The sequence below is a fragment of the Streptomyces sp. SDr-06 genome (genome assembly GCF_003324565.1).
Classification (GTDB): domain Bacteria; phylum Actinomycetota; class Actinomycetes; order Streptomycetales; family Streptomycetaceae; genus Streptomyces.
This window is the reverse complement of the sequence record NZ_QOLA01000009.1, coordinates 89,841-113,564: the sequence shown is the minus strand read 5'-3', so window position 1 is coordinate 113,564 and position 23,724 is coordinate 89,841. Positions and strand designations below refer to the sequence as shown.

18 protein-coding genes and 2 pseudogenes are annotated in these 23,724 nt (G+C 72.0%); 8 read left to right on the top strand and 12 right to left on the bottom strand.

Going from position 1 to position 23,724, the window contains the following annotated elements; translation table 11 throughout:
- Nucleotide 1: 1 nt before the first annotated feature.
- From DT019_RS20070 to DT019_RS20045, 6 genes are read right to left on the bottom strand one after another with little or no spacing between them, the layout of a single operon-like run.
- Entirely contained in the window at nt 2-3,010 is a 3,009-nt protein-coding gene (locus DT019_RS20070) for an alpha-mannosidase (RefSeq protein WP_114038250.1), read from the bottom strand.
- A gap of 55 nt (nt 3,011-3,065) precedes the next feature.
- Nucleotides 3,066-5,072 carry an endo-beta-N-acetylglucosaminidase gene (locus DT019_RS20065; RefSeq protein ID WP_114038249.1) on the bottom strand — a complete coding sequence of 669 codons (2,007 nt, stop codon included), beginning with the start codon at nt 5,070-5,072 and terminating at the stop codon, nt 3,066-3,068.
- Nucleotides 5,073-5,094: 22 nt separating this feature from the next.
- The gene (locus tag DT019_RS20060) at nt 5,095-6,330 is read right to left on the bottom strand and encodes a glycoside hydrolase 5 family protein (protein ID WP_114038248.1); all 1,236 of its coding nucleotides are present in this window, start codon (nt 6,328-6,330) and stop codon (nt 5,095-5,097) included.
- Nucleotides 6,331-6,390: 60 nt separating this feature from the next.
- Nucleotides 6,391-7,263, bottom strand: coding sequence for a carbohydrate ABC transporter permease (locus DT019_RS20055; protein ID WP_114038247.1), 873 nt, complete (start codon nt 7,261-7,263; stop codon nt 6,391-6,393).
- Nucleotides 7,263-8,222 (bottom strand): carbohydrate ABC transporter permease, encoded by a 960-nt coding sequence (locus tag DT019_RS20050; protein ID WP_114038246.1) that lies wholly within the window; start codon nt 8,220-8,222, stop codon nt 7,263-7,265. Before DT019_RS20050 ends, DT019_RS20055 begins: the two co-directional genes overlap by 1 nt.
- Nucleotides 8,223-8,238: 16 nt before the next feature.
- A complete protein-coding gene (locus DT019_RS20045) occupies nt 8,239-9,534 on the bottom strand; it encodes an ABC transporter substrate-binding protein (protein WP_114038245.1) in 1,296 nt (431 codons plus the stop codon).
- A 210-nt stretch (nt 9,535-9,744) separates the two neighbouring features.
- Here DT019_RS20045 and DT019_RS20040 point away from each other — a divergent pair, with 210 nt between their 5' ends.
- The gene (locus tag DT019_RS20040) at nt 9,745-10,818 is read left to right on the top strand and encodes a LacI family DNA-binding transcriptional regulator (protein WP_388980055.1); all 1,074 of its coding nucleotides are present in this window, start codon (nt 9,745-9,747) and stop codon (nt 10,816-10,818) included.
- A gap of 25 nt (nt 10,819-10,843) precedes the next feature.
- Here DT019_RS20040 and DT019_RS20035 read toward each other — a convergent pair whose 3' ends face one another.
- The 4 genes and pseudogenes from DT019_RS20035 to DT019_RS20020 form a co-directional block, all read right to left on the bottom strand.
- A complete protein-coding gene (locus tag DT019_RS20035; RefSeq protein ID WP_114038244.1) occupies nt 10,844-13,075 on the bottom strand; it encodes a HelD family protein in 2,232 nt (743 codons plus the stop codon).
- A 162-nt stretch (nt 13,076-13,237) separates the two neighbouring features.
- Nucleotides 13,238-13,456: pseudogene (locus tag DT019_RS20030) on the bottom strand (thioredoxin family protein); the annotation flags it as partial.
- Between the two features lie 80 nt (nt 13,457-13,536).
- A pseudogene (locus DT019_RS20025) lies at nt 13,537-13,662 on the bottom strand (MerR family DNA-binding transcriptional regulator); the annotation flags it as partial.
- Between the two features lie 43 nt (nt 13,663-13,705).
- A complete protein-coding gene (locus DT019_RS20020) occupies nt 13,706-14,236 on the bottom strand; it encodes an Lrp/AsnC family transcriptional regulator (protein ID WP_114038242.1) in 531 nt (176 codons plus the stop codon).
- A 77-nt stretch (nt 14,237-14,313) separates the two neighbouring features.
- On the opposite strand from DT019_RS20020, the gene DT019_RS20015 reads away from it, so the two are divergent.
- Together DT019_RS20015 and DT019_RS20010 are read left to right on the top strand one after the other, a co-directional pair.
- Nucleotides 14,314-15,219, top strand: a complete 906-nt coding sequence (locus tag DT019_RS20015; protein WP_114038241.1) for an NAD-dependent epimerase/dehydratase family protein — start codon at nt 14,314-14,316, stop codon at nt 15,217-15,219.
- A gap of 1 nt (nt 15,220) precedes the next feature.
- The gene (locus tag DT019_RS20010; RefSeq protein WP_114038240.1) at nt 15,221-16,087 is read left to right on the top strand and encodes an aldo/keto reductase; all 867 of its coding nucleotides are present in this window, start codon (nt 15,221-15,223) and stop codon (nt 16,085-16,087) included.
- A gap of 4 nt (nt 16,088-16,091) precedes the next feature.
- Here DT019_RS20010 and DT019_RS20005 read toward each other — a convergent pair whose 3' ends face one another.
- Nucleotides 16,092-17,735: an MFS transporter gene (locus DT019_RS20005; protein WP_388980058.1), complete on the bottom strand. Its 1,644-nt coding sequence runs from the start codon at nt 17,733-17,735 to the stop codon at nt 16,092-16,094.
- Between the two features lie 252 nt (nt 17,736-17,987).
- On the opposite strand from DT019_RS20005, the gene DT019_RS20000 reads away from it, so the two are divergent.
- From DT019_RS20000 to DT019_RS19990, 3 genes are all read left to right on the top strand, one after another.
- The gene (locus DT019_RS20000; protein WP_114038238.1) at nt 17,988-18,551 is read left to right on the top strand and encodes a TetR/AcrR family transcriptional regulator; all 564 of its coding nucleotides are present in this window, start codon (nt 17,988-17,990) and stop codon (nt 18,549-18,551) included.
- 141 nt (nt 18,552-18,692) lie between these two features.
- The gene (locus DT019_RS19995; protein WP_114038237.1) at nt 18,693-19,145 is read left to right on the top strand and encodes a phospholipase; all 453 of its coding nucleotides are present in this window, start codon (nt 18,693-18,695) and stop codon (nt 19,143-19,145) included.
- 65 nt (nt 19,146-19,210) lie between these two features.
- Nucleotides 19,211-19,924, top strand: a complete 714-nt coding sequence (locus DT019_RS19990; RefSeq protein WP_223279666.1) for a hypothetical protein — start codon at nt 19,211-19,213, stop codon at nt 19,922-19,924.
- Here the strand turns inward: DT019_RS19990 and DT019_RS19985 are convergent.
- A complete protein-coding gene (locus DT019_RS19985) occupies nt 19,917-21,269 on the bottom strand; it encodes a cation:dicarboxylate symporter family transporter (protein WP_114038235.1) in 1,353 nt (450 codons plus the stop codon). The two genes, DT019_RS19990 and DT019_RS19985, sit on opposite strands and share 8 nt — an antisense overlap.
- Nucleotides 21,270-21,418: 149 nt before the next feature.
- Between DT019_RS19985 and DT019_RS19980 the strand changes: the two genes are divergently transcribed.
- Nucleotides 21,419-23,017: an ATP-binding protein gene (locus DT019_RS19980; RefSeq protein ID WP_114038234.1), complete on the top strand. Its 1,599-nt coding sequence runs from the start codon at nt 21,419-21,421 to the stop codon at nt 23,015-23,017.
- Complete coding sequence (locus tag DT019_RS19975; protein ID WP_114038233.1) at nt 23,014-23,700, top strand: response regulator; 687 nt, start codon at nt 23,014-23,016, stop codon at nt 23,698-23,700. Before DT019_RS19980 ends, DT019_RS19975 begins: the two co-directional genes overlap by 4 nt.
- The last annotated feature ends 24 nt before the right edge of the window (nt 23,701-23,724 follow it).

Sequence of the window (23,724 nt, the reverse complement as noted above, 5' to 3'; positions counted from 1 at the left end):
GTCAGCCCCTGCTGAAGCGCAGCGTCCGCAGTTCGAAGGGGCGCAGGGCCACCTCCACCAGGCCCTCCGTCGGCTCCGGCTCCCCCAGCGGGCGTTCCAGCAGGTCGGTCGGTGTGAAGGAGACCGTCGCGAAGCCGAGCATCAGCCGGGCCCGCGCCCGTCCGCCGCACGCCTCGTGGAAGCGGACCACGACGTCCCCGCTCCCGTCGTCCGCCAGCTTCACCGCGGTCACCACCACGGCGTCGTTGTCGACCGCCACCAGGGGCTCGACGGGGCCCGCGCCCGGCACGGTCCGCTCGGGCAGGTTCACCCCGTACCCCTCCCGCACCGCGTCGCCGATCGTCGCGCCCGGCACCAGCGCGTGGCGGAACCGGTGCAGGCCCTGGTCGGTCTCGGGGTCGGGGAAGCGCGGGGCGCGCAGCAGGGAGACCCGCAGGGTGGTGGTCGTGCCCGCGTCCTCGGGGCGCACCGTGCGCGTCACGTCGTGGCCGTACGTCGAGTCGGTCACCAGGGCCACGCCCCAGCCCGGCTCCTCCAGGTGCACGAAGCGGTGGTTGCAGGCCTCGAACTTGGCCGCCTCCCAGCTCGTGTTGGTGTGCGCCGCCCGGTAGAAGTGGCCGAACTGGGTCTCCGACGCGTACCGCTCCGCGTGCACGTCCAGCGGGAAGGCCAGCTTCAGGAACTTCTCCGTCTCGTGCCAGTCCACCTCCGTGCGGATGTCCAGGCGCGAGGAGTCCGGCGCCAGCGTCAGGACCTGGGTCACGCGGGACGACCCGAACGAGCGGACCACCCGTACCGACGCGTCCTCCCCCGGCGCCACCTCGTCCGCCTCGACCAGGTCCGTCACCGTGTTGCGGTAGAACGCGTCCACGTCCCACGCGTCCCACATGTTCGGGAAGTCGGGGTGCAGCTGGAGCAGGTTGGCCGGGCGGCCCGGCACGATCGCCTCCCGGCCCGCCGCGATGTCGTACGCCGAGACCACCAGGCCCCGCCCGTCGATCTCGACCCTCAGCAGTCCGTTGGAGAGCACGAAGCCGCCGTCCGGCCGGGCCGACAGCTCTGGCCGGGCCGCCCCCGCGGGTGCCGCCGCACCTCCAGCGGCCACCCCGTGCCGGGTGTGCGGGGTCGCGTTGAAGACCAGCGGCTGCGTCCCCTCCCCCGCCAGCGCGCGCTGGGCCTTCTCGACGAGGCCCGTCAGCTCCGCCGCGACCGCCGCGTACGTCTTCTCCGCCTCCCGGTGCACCCACGCGATCGACGAGCCGGGCAGGATGTCATGGAACTGGTGCAGCAGCACCGTCTTCCAGATGCGGTCCAGGTCGGCGTACGGGTAGGCGAACCCGGCCACCCGCACCGCGGCCGTCGCCGACCACAACTCGGCCTCGCGCAGCAGGTGTTCGCTCCTGCGGTTGCCCTGCTTCGTCCTGGCCTGGCTGGTCAGCGTCGCCCGGTGCAGTTCGAGGTACAGCTCCCCCACCCACACCGGCGGGTTCGCGTACTCCCGCTGTGCCTGGGCGAAGAACTCCGCCGGGGTCTCCCAGACCACCCGCGCGCTGCCCTCCAGGTCCTTGAGCCGGGCCGCCTTCGCGATCATCTCGCGGGTGGTGCCGCCGCCTCCGTCACCCCAGCCGGTCGGCGCCAGCGAGTGCCGGGCGACCCCCTTGTCCTTGAAGTTGCGGGCCGCGTGGGCGATCTCGCTGCCCTTCATGGCGCAGTTGTAGGTGTCGACGGGCGGGAAGTGCGTGAAGATCCGGGTGCCGTCGATGCCCTCCCACTGGAAGGTGTGGTGCGGGAACGTGTTGGTCTGGGACCAGGAGATCTTCTGGGTGAGCAGCCACTTCGACCCGGCCGCCTTGATGATCTGCGGGAGCCCGGCCGCGAAGCCGAAGGTGTCGGGCAGCCACGCCTCGTCGTTCTCCACGCCGAACTCGTCGATGAAGAAGCGCTTCCCGTGCACGAACTGCCGGGCCATCGCCTCCGAGCCCGGCATGTTGGTGTCGGCCTCCACCCACATGCCACCGGCCGGGACGAACCGGCCGTCGGCCACCGCCTTGACGACCTTCGCCCACACCTCGGGCCGGTACTCCTTGATCCACGCCCACTGCTGGGCCTGGGACATCGCGAAGACGAACTCGGGCTCGTCGTCCAGGAGCGCCGTCATGTTGGACGTCGTACGCGCCACCTTGCGCACCGTCTCGCGCAGCGGCCACAGCCACGCCGAGTCGATGTGGGCGTGGCCCACCGCGCTGATCCGGTGCGCCGACGGTTCGGCGGGCGAGGACAGGACCTCCGTCAGCTCCGAACGGGCGGCCTCGGCGGTGCCGTTGATGTCCTGGAGGTCGAGCGCGTCGAGGGACCGGTCGACCGCCCGGAGGATGTCCCAGCGGCGGCCCGATGCGACCGGCAGCTCCGCCATCAGCTCGCCGAGCACCTCCAGGTCGATGACCAGGCGCCACACCGTCTCGTCGAAGACGGCGAGGTCCATGCGGGCCAGCTTGTACAGCGGGTCGCGGTGCGAGGTCTCGATGTCGCCGAGCCGCGTCGGCACGAAGGGGTGGTAGTCGAGCAGGACCGGGTTGGAGGCGGCCTCGATGTGCAGGCGGACCTCTTCGCCGCCGTCGACCGGGGCTCCGACGCGCACCCACTGGTTGCGCGGGTTGAGCCCCTTCACCGGGGTGCCGTCGGGCCGGTAGACCAGGCCCTCGCACTGGAAGCCGGGCATGTTCTCGTCGAAGCCGAGGTCGAGGATCGCCTCCACCGACTTCCCGGCCCACTCCTCGGGCACGGTCCCGGTCACCCGGAACCAGCTCGTACCCCAGGGCGGGCCCCACGGATCGCCGACCGCGATCGGCGTCACCGGGGCGGCCAGGCCCTCCTCCACCGGTACTGGCTCACCCGGCGCGTTCCAGACGGCCACCTCGAGCGGCACCGACTCCGGGTACACGGCGGGACGGACGCGCTCGTCCAGAACGCGCTTGAGGCGGGCTTCGACCAGGCCGCGGTCGTCATGCATGAGGGGTGCTCCGTTTCGGGGTGGGGTGGGTCGGGCCGGTGCGGGCGGGCCCGGGCTACCAGGGGTGCGCGGCCGGGGCCGGGCCGGACGCGGTGTAGAGCTCGCCGACCGCCCGCACCTCGAAGCGGGCCGCCTTCTCGCCCCGCTCGGGTACCGGGCCGGGCACGTAGTACGCGCTCTGGCAGGTGCCGCCGAGGAAGCGCCGGGTGTCGTCGGGCAGCACCCGGTGCAGCTCGTAGTGGCGTACGGGTCCGGGCGCGGGACGCCAGGTGAAGCGCATGCCGTCCGAGCCTGCCACGACCTTCAACCCGCTGGGGGCGGACGGCACTTCGGCTCGGTCGTACACGGCCAGCGCGCCCAGGCGGTAGTTGAGCGCGCCGGGCGCCGTCAGGCGCAGGCCGATCGCGCGGGCGGTGCCGGACGGGCCGGTCAGGGGCAGCTTGGTGGTGGCCCAGGCGGCGCCCGCCTTCAGCGTGCCCGCGGGCAGGTAGCGGTACGGCTGGGGAGCGCCGGGACCGGCGGGTTCGGCGGTGGCGACGGCCAGCTCCACGGTGACGTCGGCATCGGCGCGGTGGGTGAGTTCGACGACGGTACGCGCGCACAGCGGCAGCCGCGTCGCGTACAGGTCGAGGGCGACCGGCGCGCCGGGCGCGCCGGAGACCAGGAGGCTGCTGCCGCCGCGCCAGGCGTCCGCGAAGTCGAAGGCCACGACGGGGTGTTGCCCGGCGGTCCGGGTGATCCAGCGGCGGGACGGCAGGCGGTCCTGGAGGCCGAGGTGGTTCCACGCCGTGGACGAGGTCACCCGGCCCGCCTCGTACCAGCGCAGGCCGTGTCCGGTGTTGAAGGTGGTGGCGAAGGGCAGCGTGCTCACCGTGGAGCGGTCGGCGACGGCCACGGCCGGGGCGCGCCAGGACGCGTCGGTGTCGGGCCGCGACGGGTCGAGGGAGGGGCCGGTCCAGAAGCGGTCGTCGGCGGCGTGGAAGTCGCCGGGCGTGCGGTTCGCGGGCAGGTGGCCCAGGGTCCACTCGGGCCGGTAGAAGCCGTACGAGGTGACGTGCGGTTTCCCGCCGGGGACGATGGCGTCCCAGTCCACCGGGGTGTCCCAGCCGTTGGACTCGACGTCCACCCCGGCCCACAACGCGTAGCGGTCGCGGCCCAGTTCCCGCGCTGTGCTGCCGGAGGAGGCCAGGGTCCCGGGCGACCAGCGGAAGTCGAGGAACATGGTGTCGGCGGCCTCGAAGAACGCCCGGTTCTGGCTGTTCAGGGCGCCCTGCCAGCTCACCGAGCCGTTCACGGTCATCGAGTCGTACCAGGTGACGCGCTGCCCCTTGGCCGCGCCGAGCGCCTTGAGCTCCTTGACGAAGCCGAGCATGGCGGTGGCGAGCGCGGTGTTGCCGCCGCCGGTCTCGGCGTTGATGAACCAGCCGTCGAAGCCGTACGCGGCGGCGACCGCGACGAGCTGGGCGGCCAGCGGGTAGCGGCCCGAGGCGTCCTTCTGGACGAGGTCGCGGGTCCACTGGAGCTGGCCGCCGTACGCGGCCGGCGGCAGGAAGACGTTGCCGAGCACGGGGACCCCGTGCCGGTGGGCGGCGTCCACGATCGGCGCGTTCGGCGCGAGGATAAGCCCCTCGCCGGACGAGCCGCCCCAGAAGACCAGCTCGTCGATGTACGCCCAGTGCGTGAGGGCGTAGTAGTCGGCGGTGGGGGCGCCCTGCGACGGGTTGGACGCGGTGGGGCCGAACGAGACGAGCGACTGGATACGGGCCTGGTCCGCGCGGGCGGACGCGTTCGCGGCGACGGGGGTGAAGCGCGCGGCCAGCGGCACGGAGGCCGCGTTGAACGCCAGGTCGGCGTCGCTTGCCGCGCGCCAGGCCTTCAGGCTGCGCCAGGTGATGCCGGGGCCGGGACTGCCGGAGGGCAGCGAGTCCGGGTACCAGTAGGAGGCGTAGGGCTGAACCGCCTTGGGCCGTACGGGAGTCGAGGCGAGGGCGGGCAGCGCCGGGGTGAGGGCGGCCGCCGCGCCGGCGAGGACCACGGCGCGTCGGGTGGGGTGGTGGTTCACGGGGTGCCTCCTGGCGGGAGCGTTACCGGACCTGGTCGGGGGTGACGATGTCGGTGATGCCGCGGGCGGCGAGGTGTGCCGTGTCGTCGGCGCGGGGCGCGAGGACGGTGGTGGGGCGGGCGCCGTCCGCGGTCAGCCGGAAGAACGCCTCGAAGACGGGGCCGCCGGGGGCGCACGCGGAACGGGCGGCGGGGTCGTCCGGCACGACGAGGGCGGTGGTGCGGGGCGCTGGGGCGTGGGCGCCCTCCCGGAGCGCGGCGGCGGCGCGGGCGAGCACCCGGGCGGTGTCCTTGGGGCGCCGGTCGTTGGTCAACAGGCCGAGCCCGTATTCGAGTTCGGGGAAGTCGGCCAGGTCGCGCGAGACGTCGTGGGAGCACCACCAGGTGATGCCCCACAGGTCGGGGCAGTCCAGGGCGTTCTCGACCGTCGCCCCGGTGAAGGCGGCGGCGTGCGCGGGCGGCACCAGCGGGGCCGGGGCGCCGACCTCCTGGAGCCAGACCGGGCGGTGCGGGTCGGCGGCCCAGGCCTTGGACAGTTCGATGAGATAGGCGGCGTGGTGCTCGGTGGCCACCGACCGGCGGCCGTGGCGTTGCGCGGTGCCGTTGAAGACCCAGGAGTGGACGGCGGTGACGGCGCCGCGCCGGGCCGCCTGGGCCGGGGTGAAGGGCATGTCGTCCTGGTACCAGCACGCGTCGTACTCGGCGTGCAGATGCAGCCTGCCGGGCGCGCCCTCCTCGCAGGCCGCCAGCATCCGCTCCAGCCACCGGTCGACCTCGGCCTCGGTGGCCCGGTCGGGGTCGGGGTGGGGGCCCGCGGAGAACTGGTTGACCTCGTTGCCCAGCGTCATGCCGATGAAGTTGGGCCGGTCGGCGAGGGCGGCGGCCAGGGTGCGCAGATAGGCGGCCTGCCCGTCGAGCACCTCGGGGTCGGTGAACAGGTTGCGGCGGTGCCAGGTGCGGGTCCAGGCGGGCAGGAAGTCGAAGCTCGACAGGTGTCCCTGGAGGCCGTCGACGTTGACGTCGAGCCCGCGTTCGGCGGCGGCGTCCGCGACGTCGACCAGCTGCTCGACCGCGCGGGGCCTGATCAGGGCCCGGTTGGGCTGGAAGTAGGGCCAGAGCGGGAAGACCCGTATGTGGTCGAGGCCGAGTGCGGCGATCGAGTCGAGGTCGGCCCGCACCGCGTCCGGGTCGTAGTCGAGCCAGTGGTGGAACCAGCCTTGGCTGGGCGTGTAGTTGACGCCGAAGCGCGGGGCTGCCATGGGATGAGCTCCAAGGTAGTTCTGCGACGGGGGAGTTGACGTCGGCCGGTTGAATTCGGGCTATCCCTTGATCGCGCCCTCGCCGACCCCGCGGAAGAAGAACCGCTGGAGGCAGGCGAACATCACGATCAGCGGGGCGACGGCGATGATGGTGCCCGCCGCGACCACGCGCTGGTTGTTGGAGAACGTGCCGTGCAGGAAGTTCAGGCCGACGGTGAGCGTGAAGTGGTCGGAGTCGGACAGCACGATCAGGGGCCACAGGAAGTCGTCCCAGGCGCCCATGAAGGAGAAGATCGCGACGACCGCGAGGGTGCCCTTCACGGCGGGCAGCGCGATGCGCGTGAAGCGCTGCCACACGTTGGCGCCGTCCACGATGGCCGCCTCCTCGATCTCGTACGGGATGGTGGCGAAGGCGTTGCGCATCAGGAGCACGTTCATCGCGCCGATGCAGCCGGGCAGCACCACGGCGACCAGGGTGTTGTTGAGCTCCAGCGTGCGCATCGTGGCGAACTGGGCCAGCATGATCGCTTCCATCGGCACCAGCAGGGCGAGCACGAAGACGAGCCCCGCGACGGCGCGGCCCCTGAAGCGGAGCCGGGCGAGCGCGTATCCGGCCATCGCGGCGCCGACGACGTTGGTCGCCACGTTGCTGACCGCGACCTTCAGGGAGTTCAGGATGAAGTCCCAGACCGGGATGATGTCCGCGACGCCCCGGTAGTTGGCGAAGGTGGGGTGCTCGGGCAGCAGCCGGGGAGGCGAGGTGTAGATGTCCTCGGTGGTGCCCTTGAGCGAGGTGGACAGCTGCCACAGGAACGGGCCGATCATGATCAGCAGGACGGCCGTGAGGGTCACGTACCGCAGGGCGGTGCGCCAGCGGGGTGCGCGGCCGCGGCGGGGCCGGGCGGGGGTACGGGTGTCGGCGACGGCGGCCATCAGTCCTTGTCCTTCCGGTCGGCCCGCAGTACGAGGAGCATCAGGACCAGGGTCAGCAGGAACAGCACGATCGACAGGGCCGAGGCGTAGCCGGTGCGGCCCTGGAGGCCGGTGCCAGCCCGCTGGATGAGCATGACGAGCGTGGTGTCGGCTCCGCCGGGTCCGCCGGTCGGCCCGGCGATCATGAAGACCTCGCTGAAGACCTTGAAGGCGGAGACCGCGGAGAGCGCGCCGACCAGGACCATCGTGGAGCGCACGGACGGCATGGTGATGGAGACGAAGCGGCGGACGGGCCCGGCGCCGTCGACCTCGGCGGCCTCGTGCAGTTCCCTGGGCACGTTCGCGAGCGCCGCCAGGTAAATGATCATGTAGTAGCCGAGGCCCTTCCACACGGTCAGGGCCATCGAGCTGAGCAGCAGCAGCCACTGGTCGGACAGGAACGGCACCGGGTCGACGCCCACCATGCGCAGCACGCCGTTGATGAAGCCGCGGTCGTCCAGCATCCACACCCACATCAGCGCGACGACCACCACGGAGGCGACGACGGGCGTGTAGTAGGCGGACCGGAAGAAGGCGATGCCGGGGATGTGCCGCTGCACCAGGAGGGCGAGCAGCAGCGGCAGGAAGACCAGGCAGGGCACGACCAGGACCACGTACAGGGCGCTGTTGCGCAGGGCGACCCAGAACTGGTCGTCGTGCAGGAGCGCGGTGAAGTTGTCGAAGCCGACGAAGCTGCCGGTGGTCAGGGTGCGGGCGTCGGTGAACGACTTCCACACCGTGGCGAGGAACGGGTAGAGGTTGAAGGCGAGGGTGACCAGGAGGGCGGGGGCCAGGAAGAGCCAGGGGCTGAGGGCCCGGTGCGTACGGGCGGCGGCGCGGCCCGCGCGCCGGCCCGGGGCGGCGGTGCGCGGGCGGCTCGCGGCCCCCTTCGCGGCGACGGCCGGGGTGGAGGTGCTCATGTCTCGTTCCGCCGGGTCACTTCTGCTGAAGCAGCTTGGTCATCTGGCTCGCCGCGCTGTCCAGTGCCTCCTTCGGGGACGCCTTGCCCTGGAGGCACTTGGCGATCTCGTTGCGCAGGATCGTCTTCATCTCGTCGCTGAACAGCACCGGCGTGTAGTTGACGGCGGTCGGCAGCATCTTGGCCGAGGCGACCCGGATCCTGCCCTCCTCGGTGCCGTCGGCCTTGGTCCAGTACTCCTTGTCGAGGGAGCCCTTGGTGCTGGGGAAGACGGCGACCTTGTGGCCGAAGTCCTCCTGGTTCTTCTGGTCGGTGACGAAGTGCGCGAAGGCGAGGGCGGTCGCGGCGTTCTTGCTCTGCGAGTTGACCGACAGACCCTGGAGGTACATGTTCTGCTTGCCGGTGTTGGTCGGTACGTCGGTGATGCCGAGGCTGTTGTAGAGCGACGGGGCGTTCTTCTTGAAGGTGTCCAGGTCGTGGGCGCTGCCCGGGTTCATGGCGACCTCCTGCTGGAGGAACTTCTGCCCGGCCGTCTCGGCGGTGAGGGTCAGCGCCTGCTTGTGCAGCCCGCCCTCCTTGAACATCGTCTGGTACTTCGTCAGGAACTCGACGCCCTTGGCGTCGTTGAGGGTGAACTTCGTGCCGTCCTTGCTCATGATCTCGACGCCGTAGCGACCGAAGTCCTCGACGGTCGGCGGCTGGGCGAGGGTCGCCCTGCCCTTGGCGGCCAACCGCGTGGCGTCCGCGAAGAGTTCGTCGAAGGTCTTGGGCGCCTTCTCCGGGTCGAGCCCGGCGTCCTTGAACATCGACTTGTTGTAGAAGAGCGGGCCGGTGTTCAGGTACCAGGGGAAGGCGTACGAGCCGTCGAGTCCCGGCATGTCGAAGCCCTGCCAGGCGCCGTCCAGGTACTCGGGCTTGAACCTGGCGGCGACCTTGTCCTTGTCCAGGTTGAGCAGGGTGCCCGCCTTGGCGAGCGGATAGGCGAGGTCCGGGGAGAGGTTCACGACATCGGGGAGGGTGCCCGCGGTGGCGTCGGCGCTGAGCTTGTCGGCGTAGTTGTCGGCGGGCTGGTCGACCCACTTCACCTTGGCGCCGGGGTTCGCCTTCTCGAAGTCCTTGATGACGCCTTCGAAGTAGTCCTTGAAGTTGGCACGGAGGTTCCAGGTCTGGAACTTGATCTCGCCCTCGATCTTGCCGTCGGTGGACGAACCCGCACCGCCTCCGCCGCCCCCGCACGCGGTGAGCAGGGTGAGCGAGAGGGCCGCGCCGAGCCCGACGGCCGTCCGGATCGCGACACTGCGATGAATGGACATGAGTGGCTGACTCCTTCGCCTCGTCCCGATGACGTTGCCGCACACCATGCAGCGCACATTTATTGGCCGTCAATACCGAATAAACCCACGTAATAACTAAACACGCAGGTCAGTGGCGCTAAAAAGGACTAAAGTCCCGAAAATTCCCCGGTCGCTAACGCGGTTTAGTAGTGGATCACTAAACCGCGTTACCATCTGCGCATGAGCGAGATCGAGAGCGATGCGCCGCCACCGCGCCGTCCGACCATGAAAGACGTGGCCAGAGAGGCCGGGGTGTCCACGAGCGCGGTCTCCTTCGCGCTCAACAACCGCCCCGGCGTGTCCGATTCGACCCGCCGCCGGGTCATACGCGTCGCGGATCGGCTCGGCTGGCGGCCCAGCTCCGCGGCGCGGGCTCTCTCCGGCGAGAACGCGGGCGCGATCGGCATGGTGCTGGCCCGCCCCGCGGACAGCCTGGGCGGGGAGTCGTTCTTCCTCCAGCTCGTCTCGGGCATCCAGGCGAGCCTCGCCCCGCGCGACCAGGCACTGGTGTTCCAGATGGTCGACGACGTCCAGGCGGAGTGCGAGCTGTACCGGCGCTGGTGGGCGCAGCGGCGGGTCGACGGGGTGATCGTGGTCGACCCCCGGGTCTCGGACCCGCGCCCCGAGACCCTCGCGGTGCTCGGCCTGCCCGCCGTGATCATCGGCGGCATGGAGGCGCCGGGCAACCCGGGCGCGCCCCAACTCCCGCGCCAGGCACGCCTTTCCAACATCTGGGCCGACGACTCGGGCGCGATGGACTTGATCGTCCGCCACCTGTACGGGCTCGGCCACCGCCGCATCGGTCACATCGCCGGTACGCCGGGCTTCGCCCACACGGCGCGCCGGATCGCCTCACTGCGGGCGGCGGCGCGGCGCCTCGGCCTGGAGCACGCGGTCTCGGTGACGACGGACTTCACGGACCGCCAGGGCGCCAAGGCGGCCCGCCGCCTGTTCTCTGCGCCCACCCCGCCCACGGCCCTCATCTGCGACAACGAGGTCATGGCGGTGGCGGCGGTCAGCGTGGCCGCCGAGCGGGGGCTGCTCATTCCGCGGGACGTGTCGGTGGTGTCCTGGGAGGACTCCGTCATCTGCCACACGCTGCATCCCCAACTGACCGCGCTGGTACGCAAGGCGGACGAGTTCGGCCACCGGGCGGCGGCCCAACTCCTCGACCTCCTGGACGGCGGCGCCCCCCGTCAGCTGCAGGACCCCCTCCCCCGCCTCCAGCCCCGCGAGAGCACGGCGCCGCCGCCGGGGGCGTGAGAGGGAGGAACGGGGCGGAGAGGACTCAGCCCGTCAAACCCCGCAGCGCCTCCGGCAGTGCGCCCGAATACAGCACCCCCAGCCGCTGCGTCGCCCGGGTCAGCGCGACGTACAGGTCGCTCACCCCGTACTCCCCCGGCTCGACCACCAGCACCGCGTCGAACTCCAGGCCCTTCGCCTGACGCGGGTCGAGCAGCACGACCTCACGGGTCAGGTCGGGCGTCGCGCCGGACTCCGCGTCGGGCAGGGCCGCGAGGAGCGGGGCGTGCAGGGGGCCCGGGGCGATCACCGCGAGGCGGCCGGCGCCCCGCCAGGCCGTCACGGAGTCCGCCACCGCCGGGGCGAGGGCGGCGGCGTCGACCCGCCGGGCCCAGGGCCGCACCCCGGTGGACCGCACCGAGCTGGGCGGCACGAAGGACGGGTCGGCGGCCCGGCACACCTCGGCCGCGACCTCCATGATCTCGGCCGGGGTGCGGTAGTTGACGCCGAGGCGTACGTGGTCCCAGCTGTCGGGTGCCACGTACGGCGCGAGGATCCGCTCCCAGGAGCCGACGCCCGCCGCGTCCGCGGTCTGCGCGGGGTCGCCGACCAGCGTCATCGAACGGGTCGGGCAGCGCCGCATGAGCAGCCGCCAGGCCATCGCCGAGAGCTCCTGCGCCTCGTCGACGATGATGTGGCCGAACGCCCAGGTCCGGTCCGCCGCCGCCCGCTCGGCGGCGCTGCGGTGGTCGGCCTCCTCGTGCCGCTCGGCCATCCGCTCGGCGTCGATGATGTTGTGCGCGGCGAGCACCTCGGACTCCTCGTCCTCGAACTCGTACGACTCGGAGCCGGCCGAGAGGTCGAGCACTCCCTGCGCGTAGGCGATCCGCTCCTGGCGTTCGGACTCGGCGGCGGCCCGGGCCGCGCTGTCGTCCTCGCCGAGCAGCTCGGCCGCCTCGTCGAGCAGCGGCACGTCGCCGGGCGTCCACGCGCCGCCCTCGCGCCGGATCAACTTGGCCTCCGCGTCCGGGAGATGGGTGGGCTCGGCCAGGAAGTCCGCCACGAACCCCTCGGGCGTCAGGGTCGGCCAGAGCTCCTCGATCGCCGCGTGCACCTCGCGGCTGGTGGCGATCTCCTTGCCCAGCTGGGCGGCGTCGTCGGGCCCCAGCAGGTTGGGCCCGCCGAAGGGGTCGGCGCCGATGCGCTCCACGAGCTGCGCGGTGAGGGCGTCGATGATGTGGAAGGCGAAGTGCGGCCGGGCCAGGTTGTGCGGGAGTCCGCTCTCGCGCGCCCGCCACCGGGCGTCCTCCGCCATCGCCCGGTCGAGCTGGAGCGTGCCGTACCCGTCGTGCGGCACCTCGACGGCCCGCTCGGGCACGGTCTGGCGGTCGCGCAGGACCGCCGCGAGCACCTCGGCCATGGCCGCGCGGCCCTTGACCTCGGCCGCCTCGGGGGTGTCGGTGCCGGTCGCGTGCACGCCGGGGAACAGCTCGGACAGGGTCGACAGAAGCACCCCGGTCTCACCCAGCGAGGGCAGCACGTCGCCGATGTAGCCGAGGAACGCCGGGTTGGGCCCGACGACGAGCACGGCGCGCCGGGCGAGCAACTCCCGGTATTCGTAGAGGAGATACGCCGCCCGGTGCAGCGCGACGACGGTCTTGCCGGTGCCGGGTCCGCCCTCGACGACGAGCACCCCGCGGTGCGGGGCCCGGATGATGCGGTCCTGCTCGGCCTGGATGGTCTGGACGATGTCGTGCATCCGGCCGGTGCGGGCGGCGTCGAGCGCGGCGAGCAGCACCTCGTCGGCGTTGGCACCCTCGTGCCCGGTGCGCTCGGCGTCCGTCAGGTCCAGGAGCTCGTCGTGGAGCGCGATGACGGTGCGGCCCTCGGTGGTGATGTGCCGCCTGCGCCGCAATCCCATCGGTGAATGACCGGTGGCGAGATAGAACGGCCGGGCGACTTCCGCCCGCCAGTCGATCACCACGGGGGTGCGTTCCCGGTCATTCCTGCGGATTCCGATGCGCCCGACATGATGCGTCGTGCCGTCCCGGAAATCCAGCCTCCCGAAGCACAGCCCGTTCTCGCCCGCGTTGAGCGCACCGAGCAGCCCGGACTGCTCGGCGACCATCACATCCCGCTCAAGACGGGCCTGAAGACCGGTGCCCACCTGCGACAACGCCGACCGCACCGAGGCCTCGGCCTGATCACGCAGCTCGTCGAGGCGGGTGTAGAGGTCGGTGATGAATTGCTGTTCCTTCCGAAATTCCTCGGTTGACAATTCCACTCCTGACGCGATACAGTGCTTCCATAAGGCTTCTTCGTGACTTCGATACGCGAAGACATGAAACACTCAATATACGCAAGGAAATGCCCCGGATGTCAATTCATCCGGGGCATTTTTCTGTGCGCGGGCCGGGTGGGCTCGCGCCGGGCCGCCGCCTCAGATCACGTCTTCGAGCTCCTGCGACAAGCGCCGCTTGGGGCGCGCGCCCACCATCATCTTCACCGGCTCGCCGTCCACGAACACCATGAGGGTGGGCATCGACAGCACGCCGTACCTCGCGGTCGTCTCCGGGTTCGTGTCCACGTCCACGGCCACGATCTTCAGCCGGTCCGCCTCCTCGGCCGCCAGCGCGCTCAGCACGGGCGCGATCTGCCGGGCCTGGTGGAGTTCACGGCCGACTGGTGCCCGCCGTGGACCCGTCCGTTCGTGGAGTGCCTGCGGGCGGGCCACCCGGCCGTCCGGTAACCGTTCTCCGTGCGTCGCGCGGCCAGCAGGCCGCGCGACTCGTAGTACCGAAGCGTGCGGGTGGTCGTGCCCGCCCGGGCCGCGAGTTCGCCGATGCGCATGACGAGGACCGTAATCCTTGACGCCGACGTCAGGGCAAGGGGCGGCGCGGCGCGTTGTTCAGCCCCGGGCCGGTGGCAGCAGCGGCTTCCCCTCGCGGCCGCCCACGGGCGAGGAGAGCACGATCGACGTGGTGGTGCGGCCGAGCGCCGAGGTCTGCTCCAGGATCTCCTCCAGGTGGATCGTGTCGGCGACGGCCACCTTGATGATCCAGCAGTCCTCGCCCACCACGTGGTGCACCTCGGTGATCTCCGGGCGCTCCATCAGCTCCAGGGTCCTGGGGTGCTTGAGGTTGTAGCCGCCGTGCGGGCTGACCCGGATGAAGGCCTGGATGCCGTAGCCGAGCCGGGCCGGATCGACCCGCGCCGCGTACCCGGTGATCGCCCCGCTGCTCTCCAGGCGCCGCAGCCGTTCGGTCACGGCGGCCGGGCTCAGCCGGACCCGCCGGCCCAGCTCGCTGAGCTTGATCCGGCCCTCCCGCTGGACGACGTCGAGGAGCTGCCGGTCGACCTGATCGAAGCCCCCTGACGAATCGTTGGCGGTGGCGCGCGAATGCCGTGGTTCTTTTGGTACTGCGGCGAGATCTCCCATGTTTCCCCCTTCAGTCCGCGGGCCGTCAACGTAACACTGGTACCCGAGAAACCGCAGGTGGGAAGGGAATTGAGGACATGCGCGAGGTGCTGGTCATCGGAGGGAACCGCTACTTCGGCAAGCGGCTCATCGCACGGCTGCTCGCCGCCGGTGACCGGGTGACCGTGCTGAACCGCGGCTCGTCGCCGCCACCGCCGGGCGTGGTCCAGCTGATCGCCGACCGCGACGACGAGACGTCTCTCGCGGCGGCGCTCGGCGACCGGACCTTCGACGTGGTGGTCGACCAGGTCTGCTACACCCCGCGCCAGGCGGCCATCGCCCGCCGCGTCTTCACCGGCCGCACCGCGCGCTACGTCATGACGTCGACGGTCGAGGTGTACGAGTACGAGGACTCGGCCGAGCCGCTCGGCGAGCACGTCCTCGACCCGCGCTCCGTCATCGTCACGCCCGATCTCCCCTGGCGGGACCCGGAGTTCGTCGCACTGCACTACGGCGAGGGCAAGCGCCAAACGGAGGCGGTGTTCGCCGCCGCCCCGGCCTTCCCGTACGTCGCGGTGCGGGTGGCCCATGTCCTCGGCGGCACCGACGACTTCACCGGGCGGCTCACCCACTACGCGGACCGCCTGCGGGCGGGCGAGCCGGTCGCGGTGGCCGTGCCCAACCGTCCGGCGACGTACATCGACGTCGAGGAGATCGCCGCGTTCCTGTTCTGGGTGACCCGGCAGGACTTCACGGGGCCGGTGAACGCGGCGTCGCACGGGCCGCTGACCACCGAGGACATCGTGGCGGCGGTCGCAAACGCGCTGGGCGGCGACCACCCCCCGGTGCGCTACCAGCCGGTGGAGGTCGGGGCGGTCTCGCCCTTCTCCTTCGCCCGCTCCTACGGGATGGACACCTCCCTCGCCGCCTCGCTCGGCTTCACCTTTTCCCACACCGACGACTGGCTGGCGCGCGCCGTGGCCGAGACGACAGGAGCCGACTGACGTGCGAACGAGGACACTTGGGCCGTACGAGGTCGGAGCGATCGGCTACGGGGCGATGCCGCTGTCGATCGAGGGGCGTCCGGACGAGGCGCGGGGCGTCGCCACGCTGCACGCCGCGCTCGACGCGGGGGTCACGCTCATCGACACCGCCGACTCCTACTACGCGCCTGGCGGAGAGCCGGGCCACAACGAGCTGCTCGTCGCCCGCGCCCTCGCCTCGTACGGCGGCGCCACCGATCACGTCCTGGTCGCCACGAAGGGCGGCCGGGGCCGCACCGACGACGGCGGCTGGACGGTGAACGGCGACCCGGGCCATCTGCGGCGGGCGGCCGAGGCGTCCCTGAAGCGGCTCGGCGTCGAGGCGATCGGCCTCTACCAGCTGCACAAGCCGGATCCTGACGTCCCGCTCGCCGAATCCCTGGGCGTGCTGCGGGAGTTGGCGCAGGAGGGCAAGATCCGCGCGGTCGGCGTCTCGAACACGGACGCCGGGCAGATCCACGAGGCGCGGCGCGTGCTGGGCGACCTCCTGGTCTCCGTGCAGAACCGCTACTCGCCCGCCGTACGCGACGGCGAGCCCGAGCTGCGGCTCTGTGCCGAGCTCGGGCTCGCCCATCTGCCCTGGAGTCCGCTGGGCGGGATCTCGCGCAGCGCGCTCGACGGGCCCGGCGGCCCCGCACCCCGGTCCGCGTTCCACACGGTGGCCGCGGCCCGGGGCGTCAGCCCTCAACAGGTGGCCCTCGCCTGGCTGTTGACGCTGTCGCCGACGCTGATCCCGATCCCTGGGGCCAGCCGCCCCGAGTCGATACGGGACTCGGCGGCCGCGGCCGATCTCGTACTGACCGGGGAGGAACTGGCCCTGCTGCCCTGAGCGGTCAGACCGGGAGGGACGCGCGCTCCGACTCCTTGCCAGCCGGCTCCTGCCCCGCCTCGCCCTTGCCGCGGCGCGGCAGGAGGACGGCGACCAGGACGGTGCCCACACCGAGGATCACCGCGCCGATGAGGCTGGTGTGGGCGACCGCGTCGGAGAAGGCGGAGCCGACCGCGTGGCTCATCTGCGAGGCGCCCGCGCCGAGCTGCTCGGCCTGGGCCTTGAGCTGGGCCGCCTGCTGGGGGGAGCCCGCGTGCAGCGCCTGCGCGCCGAGCTGCTTGGCCTGCTCGCCGATGCCCTGGGCGACGGCGTATCCGGCGCCGACCGAGTCCTGTGCGGTGGCGAGCGCCGAGGCGGGCAGCTTGGAGCCCGCGGTCGCGTCCGCGAGGTGCGAGGAGTACGAGTTCGCGAGCACCGAGCCGAGGATGGCGATGCCGAGCGAGCCGCCGAGTTCGAGGGAGGTGTCGTTGACGGCGCCGCCGACGCCCAGCTCGGCCTCCGGGAAGGCGCCCATGATGGCGTCGGTGCAGGGCGAGAGGGCGAGTCCGATGGCCACGCCGAGGATGATCAGCGGGGCGAGGAAGTCGCCGTAGCCGGAGCCGGAGTCGACCCGGGTGAGCAGGGCGAGCGCGACGGTCCCGGCGACCATGCCGGCCGTGACCGTGACCTTCATGCCGAGCCGCGGGGTCAGGAACCCGGTGAGCGCGGAGCCCACGAAGACCGCGCCGGCCAGCGGCAGCATGCGGACGCCGGTCTCCAGCGGGGTGTAGCCGAGCACGAACTGGAGGTGCTGGGTGAGGTAGTAGAAGGCGCCGAAGACGGCGAGGAAGAACAGCGCGACGGCGAGCAGCGAACCGGAGAACATGCGGTGCGCGAAGCGGCGTACGTCCAGGACGGGCCGCGGGTGGCGCAGCTCCCACAGCACGAAGACCACGAGGCCGAGCCCGGCCACGACGGCGGCGGAGATCGCCTTGGCGTCCCAGCCGAAGTGCGGGCCCTGGATGATCATGTAGACCAGCGCGCCCACCGAGACCACGGAGAGCAGCCCGCCGACGTAGTCGATCCGGTCGTGGTGGGCGGCCTTGGACGGCGGTACGAGGACGAACGCTCCGACGACCGCGAGCAGCGCGATCGGCACGTTGATGAGGAACGTCGAGGCCCAGCCGTGGTTCTCCAGGAGCGCCCCGGCGACCAGCGGGCCCGCGGCGATGGCGATGCCCGCGGTGGCGGTCCACAGCAGGATCGCCTTGGCGCGCTCGGCGCGCGGGAACGTCGAGGCGAGCAGCGACAGGGTCGCGGGCATGATCAGCGCGGCGCCGACGCCCATGACGGCGCGCGAGGCTATGACCCCCGTCGAGCTGTCGACGAGCGAGCCCACCACGGACGCGCCCGCGAAGACCAGCAGGCCGAGCACGAGCGCGCCGCGGCGGCTGTACTTGTCGCCGATCGCGCCGAGCAGCAGCATCAGCGCGGCGTACGGGACGGTGTAGCCGTCGATGACCCACTGGAGGTCGGAGCTGCTGAGCCCGAGGTCCTTGGTCATGTCGGGAGCGGCCACGGTGAGGGCGGTGTTCGCCATCACGATGATCAGCAGACTGAGGCAGAGCACGAGCAGAGCCCACCAGCGCCTGCGGTAGGGCCTCTCCATCGTGTCGACGGGCTGGTTGATGACGAGACCCACGACGTCTCACCCTTTCTGTGCCTTGCTGCGGCTTCCTCGCCCGGAGGTCTGCTGCCTCCGGCCCCTGGTCGTCGGGGAAAGATCTACTTGCACATCGCTGTGCAAATACACACTGCTGTGCAATTTACGCCGCTGCACGGCGCTGTGCAAAATGGGGCTGTGACTGCTACCCCTGCCGCCCCCTCGGGGGGCCGCGCCGACGCGAACCGCCGCCGCATCATGGAGGTGGCCTTCGCCGAGCTGGTCCGCGACCCGGACGCGTCGATGGACCAGATCGCCCGCGCCGCGGGCGTCGTCAGGCGCACGGTGTACGGGCATTTCCCGAGCCGGGACGCGCTGATCGCGGCACTGGTGGACGAGGCGGCGGAGACGGTCGCCGACGCGCACCGCGAGGGGCGCGAGGGTGTCACCGACCCGGCCGAGGCCCTGGCCCGGGCCACCCTCGCGGTGTGGGAGATCGCCGACCGCTACCGCCTCCTGGTCGCCCTGGCCCAGCGCAGCGTCACCATGGCGGGCATCAAGCAGCGCCTCGCCCCGGTCCGCAAGGAGTGCGTGGACCTGCTCCAACTCGGCCTGCGCACGGGGGTGTTCACCTCCCCCCTGCCGCCCGCGGCGCTCGCCTACGTGCACGAGCAGGCCCTGTTCGGCCTGATGGAGGCCGTCAACGAGGGAGCCCTGTCCGCGTCGGCCGCGGGCCCCTCGGCGGCGACCACCCTCCTGCTCTCGGCGGGGGTCCCGGCGGACCGCACGGCCGAGGTGGTGGCGGCGGCCCTGCTCCGCTGACCGCGCCCGCGGATCCGCCCCAACGCCCGCCCGGCGCGAGGGGGGTTGAAGGGTTCCTCTAGCAAGCCGATAGAACGCGTTTATCCCGTGGGACGAGAGTGACGGGACGTCAATCGTCCCCCTCCCCCACGGAGTTGCAGGATGCGCCGTCGTACCGCCCTGAGCATGTCCGCGACCGCGGCCCTCGCGTTCGCCGCCCTCGCCACCGCCCCGGCCCAGGCCGCCCCGGCCGACAAGGCGCAGGTGCTGGCCTCGTTCACCCAGACCGGCGCGAGCAGCTCGAACGCCTTCCAGGCCGCCCGCACCGACCCGTCCCGCTGGTCCGCGTCCGGCTTCGACTGGTCGACGGACTACTGCTCAAAATCCCCCGACAACCCCTTCGGCTTCCCGTTCAAGCTGTCGTGCGCCCGCCACGACTTCGGCTACCGCAACTACAAGGCGGCGGGCCAGTTCCCCGCCAACAAGGCCCGCGTGGACAGCGCCCTGTACGAGGACCTCAAGCGCGTCTGCTCCGCGTACGGCGGCGTGAAGAAGACCTCGTGCGATGCGACGGCATGGACGTACTACCAGGCGGTGAGGAACCTGGGCGGCTGACGCGCGGCACGCGACCGGCCCCCCGGGCTCGCCCCCGCCCGGGCAGGGGCGGCAGCATGGCCTCCGTGACGCACGTACCGCATGACGAGTCCGAGCACGAGCGCGACCCCGCGCACCGGCCGCTGCCCGCCTGGCTGCGGGTCACCCGGGGGGAGTCGCGGTGGGCCTCCACGGGGGCCGTCCTCACCGCGGTCGCCCTGCAGTGGCTGCTGCCCGAGCGGCTCTCGATCCACCCCGAGTGGCTGCTGCCCGCTTTGGAGATCGCGCTCGTGGTCGCGCTGATCGCCGCCAACCCGGTACGCATCGAGCGGGCCTCCCGGCTCTACCGGCCGGCCGGGCTCGTGCTGATCGCCTGCATCAGCGCCGCCAACGGCTGGTCGGCGGTGCGGCTCGTGATCGGGCTGGTCCGGGGCGAGGAAGGCGCCGATGCCGCGGCCCTGCTGGTGACGGGCGGCGGCATCTGGCTGACCAACGTGATCGTCTTCGCGCTCTGGTACTGGGAGTGGGACCGGGGCGGGCCCCTCGCCCGGATGCGGGCGACGCGGGCCTACCCCGACTTCCTCTTCCCGCAGATGCAGAGCCCCGAGCTGGCCCCGCCCCACTGGGAGCCGGCCTTCCCGGACTACCTGTACCTGTCGTTCACCAACGCCACCGCGTTCAGCCCGACGGACGTCATGCCGCTGAACCGGTGGGCGAAGATGCTGATGATGCTCCAGTCCGCGGTGTCGCTGCTGACCGTGGTGCTGGTCGTCGCGCGGGCGGTCAACATCCTCAAGTAGCGACGGGGGACGGCGACTTCTCCTCCTCGCGCCGGTCATGGACGTCGGTCTCCACGGCCGTCAGCATCCGCTCGTCGAAGGGGAGGCGGCCCGCCAGGACCTCGGCGACCCGGGCCTTGTCGATCTCCTTCGTCCAGGTGCCGACGAGCACGCAGGCCACCGCGTTGCCCGCGAAGTTGGTCAGCGCCCGCGCCTCGCTCATGAAGCGGTCGATGCCCACGATCAGGCCGACGCCGTCCACCAGCTCGGGGCGGTGCGACTGGAGCCCGCCCGCGAGGGTGGCCAGGCCCGCACCGGTGACGCCCGCCGCGCCCTTCGAGGCGATGATCATGAAGAGGAGCAGCGAGATCTGCTCGCCCGCGCCCAGCGGCTTGCCCATCGCGTTGGCGATGAAGAGCGAGGACATCGTCAGGTAGATCGCGGTGCCGTCCAGGTTGAACGAGTACCCCGTCGGCACCGTGATGCCGGCCACCGAGCGGCTCACGCCCAGGTGCTCCATCTTGGCGATGAGCCGCGGCAGCGCCGACTCGGAGGAGGACGTGGACAGGATCAGCAGGAACTCCCTGGCCAGGTACTTCAGGAGGCTGAAGATGTTCACGCCGGTCACCAGCCGCAGGATCGCGCCGAGGACGAGGAACACGAAGAGGGCGCAGGTGACGTAGAAGCCGATCATGATGACGGCGAGGGCCTTCAGGGCGTCCACCCCGGTCTCGCCGACCACGCCCGCGATCGCGCCGAACGCGCCGATCGGAGCCACCCACATCACCATCGCCAGCATCCGGAAGACGAGCCGCTGGATGTGCTCGACGCCGCGCAGCACCGGCTGCCCCGCCGAGCCGAGCGCCTGGAGGGCGAAGCCCGCGAGCAGGGCGATCAGGAGGGTCTGGAGCACCTGGCCCTCGGTGAAGGCGGACACCATGGTCTTCGGGATGATCCCGAGCAGGAAGTCGGCCGTCGACTCGCCGGCGCCCGCCGCCTGCTTGGCGCCCGCGTGCCGCGCCGCCTCGGTCAGGTGGAGGCCGGAGCCGGGCTCCAGGACGTTGCCGACCAGCAGGCCGATGCCGAGCGCCACCGTCGACATGAGCAGGAAGTAGCCGAGCGCGAGGCCGCCCACGGCGCCGACCTTGGCCGCCTTGCGCACGGAGCCGACGCCCAGCACGATCGTGCAGAAGATGATGGGCGAGATCATCATCTTGATCAGGTTCACGAACCCGGTGCCGATCGGCTTCAGCTCGACGGCGACCCCCGGCGCCGCGAAGCCCACGATGATGCCGAGCACCACCGCGCCGATCACGGCCAGGTAGAGGTAATGAGTGCGTTCCCGGCGGGCGGCTGGCTCTGCCACGGGGGTTCCTCCTAGATAGCGGCTGCGGCTGCGGTTCGGCCATGTCCCGATGACCGATGCAGCGATCCCCGCGACTATCCAGCAGACTGTGACGCCGGTCACCCTTACGTGCATTTCGTTCATGCAGATCCAGCCAGCACACTTACCGGATGCGTCTCCCCGGGCCCCGCTCCCTCGCCGGCCAGCTCTTCGCCATGCAGGTGGTGCTGGTGGCCGCGGTCGTGGCCGGGTGCGCGCTCTTCGCGTACGTCACCGACCGGCACCAGGCCGAGGAGACCGCGCGGCGCCAGGCCATCGCGACCGCCACGTCGGTGGCCGCGTCGCCCGCGGTGGTGGCCGCCGCCCGCACCCCGGACCCCACGGCCGCGCTCCAGCCGTACACCGAGACGCTGCGCACCACGACCGGCGTCGACTTCGTCGTCGTCATGGCGCCGGACGGCACCCGCTGGACGCATCCGGTGCCGGGCGAGATCGGGCGGAAGTACCTCGGCGACACGGCCCCGGCGCTGCGCGGGAAGACGTTCGCCGAGACGCACATGGGCGTGCTCGGGCCCTCCGTGCGGGTCGTGGCCCCCGTGCGCGACCCGAATGATCATGGCCGGATCATCGCGCTCGTGAGCGCGGGCATCACCGTCGACAGGATCAGCGAGCAGGTGCGCGAGCAGGTGGTGGCGCTGGCCGGGACGGCGGGCGGTGCGCTCGCCCTCGGCGGGCTCGGCACCTACGTGATCAACGCGCGCCTTCGCCGCCACACCCACGGCATGAACGCCACCGAGCTGAGCCGCATGCACGACTACCACCAGGCCACCCTGCATGCCGTGCGCGAGGGGCTCCTGATGCTCGACGGGGAGCGGCGGATCGCGCTGATCAACGACGCCGGGCGCGCGCTGCTCGGCCTCGGCGAGGACGCGGTGGGCCGCCCGGTGGCCGGGCTCGGCCTGCCCCCCTCGCTCGCCGCGGCGCTGCGCGACAGCGAGCCCCGGGTGGACGAGGTCCACATGACGGCCGACCGGATCGTGGTCCTGAACACGCGGCCGGTCTCCTCCGGCGGACGCCACGGCACCGTGGTGACCCTGCGCGACCACACCGAACTCCAGGCGCTGTCGGGCGAGTTGGACTCCGAGCGCGGTTTCACCCAGGCCCTGCGGGCGCAGGCGCACGAGGCCGCGAACCGGCTGCACACGGTCGTCTCGCTCATCGAGCTGGGGCGCGTGGAGGACGCCGTCGAGTTCGCGACGGCCGAGCTGGAGCTGGCCCAGGCGCTCACCGACCAGGTGGTCACGGCCGTCGGCGAGCCGGTGCTCGCCGCACTGCTGCTCGGCAAGGCGGCGCAGGCCAACGAACACGGCGTGGAGCTGGTCCTCACCGAGGGCAGCGCGATCGGCGACGGCCTGCTCCCGGCCACGCTGCCCGCCCGCGATCTGGTGACCGTCCTCGGCAACCTGCTGGACAACGCTGTGGACGCGGCGCAGGGCAGCGCGGCCGCCGAGGTCACCGTTACGCTCACCACCGAGGACGGGCAGCTCGTGGTGCGGGTCGCGGACAGCGGGCCCGGCATCGACCCGGCCGCCGCCGAGGCCGTGTTCGAGCGGGGCTGGTCGACCAAGAGCCCGGGGCGCGGCCTCGGCCTGGCCCTGGTGCGGCTCACCACCGCCCGGCACGGCGGCACCATCGCACTGGACCGGGGTCCTTACGGAGGCGCCGAGTTCACGGTGCGGCTGCCCCTACAGCAGGGAGTACGCGCATGATCAGGGTGCTGGTCGTGGAGGACGACCCGGTCGCCGCCGAGGCGCACCGGCTCTATGTCGGACGGGTGCCCGGCTTCACCGCCGTCGCGGTGGCGCACTCGCGCGCCGAGGCCCTGCGCGCCCTGGAGCGGACCGAGGTGGACCTGCTCCTTCTCGATCTGTACCTGCCGGACGGGCACGGCCTCCAGCTCGTCCGCTCGCTGCGGGCGGCCGGGCACAGCGCCGACGTCGTGGCGGTGACCTCGGCGCGGGATCTGACGATGGTGCGCGAGGGCGTCTCGCTCGGCGTCGTGCAGTACGTACTGAAGCCCTTCACCTTCCCCACGCTGCGCGACCGGCTCGTGCGGTACGCCGAGTTCCGGGCGACGGACGGGGAGGCGAGCGGGCAGGAGGAGGTCGACCGGGCGCTCGCCGCGCTGCGCGCCCCGCAGCCCTCCGCTCTCCCCAAGGGGCTGAGCGCCCCCACCCTGCAAGCGGTCACACGGACGCTGCGCGAGGCGCCGGAGGGGGTGACGGCGGCCGAGGCCGGCCTGGCGGTCGGCATCTCGCGGATCACCGCACGCCGCTATCTGGAGCACCTGGTCACCACCGGGCGTGCCGAGCGCACCCCGCAGTACGGCCAGATCGGCCGCCCCGAGCTGCAGTACCGGTGGCTCAACTCCCCGCGCCGCCCCGGCGGTTGACAAGGTTGTCAGGCGGGGGCCGAC

Bases quoted from the DNA above. Each gene is read 5' to 3' on its own strand.
- DT019_RS20070 (WP_114038250.1), bottom strand. From the start codon at position 3,010: ATGCATGACGACCGCGGCCTGGTCGAAGCCCGCCTCAAGCGCGTTCTG.
- DT019_RS20060 (WP_114038248.1), bottom strand. From the start codon at position 6,330: ATGGCAGCCCCGCGCTTCGGCGTCAACTACACGCCCAGCCAAGGCTGG.
- DT019_RS20055 (WP_114038247.1), bottom strand. From the start codon at position 7,263: ATGGCCGCCGTCGCCGACACCCGTACCCCCGCCCGGCCCCGCCGCGGC.
- DT019_RS20050 (WP_114038246.1), bottom strand. From the start codon at position 8,222: ATGAGCACCTCCACCCCGGCCGTCGCCGCGAAGGGGGCCGCGAGCCGC.
- DT019_RS20045 (WP_114038245.1), bottom strand. From the start codon at position 9,534: ATGTCCATTCATCGCAGTGTCGCGATCCGGACGGCCGTCGGGCTCGGC.
- DT019_RS20020 (WP_114038242.1), bottom strand. From the start codon at position 14,236: ATGGGAGATCTCGCCGCAGTACCAAAAGAACCACGGCATTCGCGCGCC.
- DT019_RS20015 (WP_114038241.1), top strand. From the start codon at position 14,314: ATGCGCGAGGTGCTGGTCATCGGAGGGAACCGCTACTTCGGCAAGCGG.
- DT019_RS20005 (WP_388980058.1), bottom strand. From the start codon at position 17,735: ATGGAGAGGCCCTACCGCAGGCGCTGGTGGGCTCTGCTCGTGCTCTGC.
- DT019_RS20000 (WP_114038238.1), top strand. From the start codon at position 17,988: ATGGAGGTGGCCTTCGCCGAGCTGGTCCGCGACCCGGACGCGTCGATG.
- DT019_RS19995 (WP_114038237.1), top strand. From the start codon at position 18,693: ATGCGCCGTCGTACCGCCCTGAGCATGTCCGCGACCGCGGCCCTCGCG.
- DT019_RS19980 (WP_114038234.1), top strand. From the start codon at position 21,419: ATGCGTCTCCCCGGGCCCCGCTCCCTCGCCGGCCAGCTCTTCGCCATG.
- DT019_RS19975 (WP_114038233.1), top strand. From the start codon at position 23,014: ATGATCAGGGTGCTGGTCGTGGAGGACGACCCGGTCGCCGCCGAGGCG.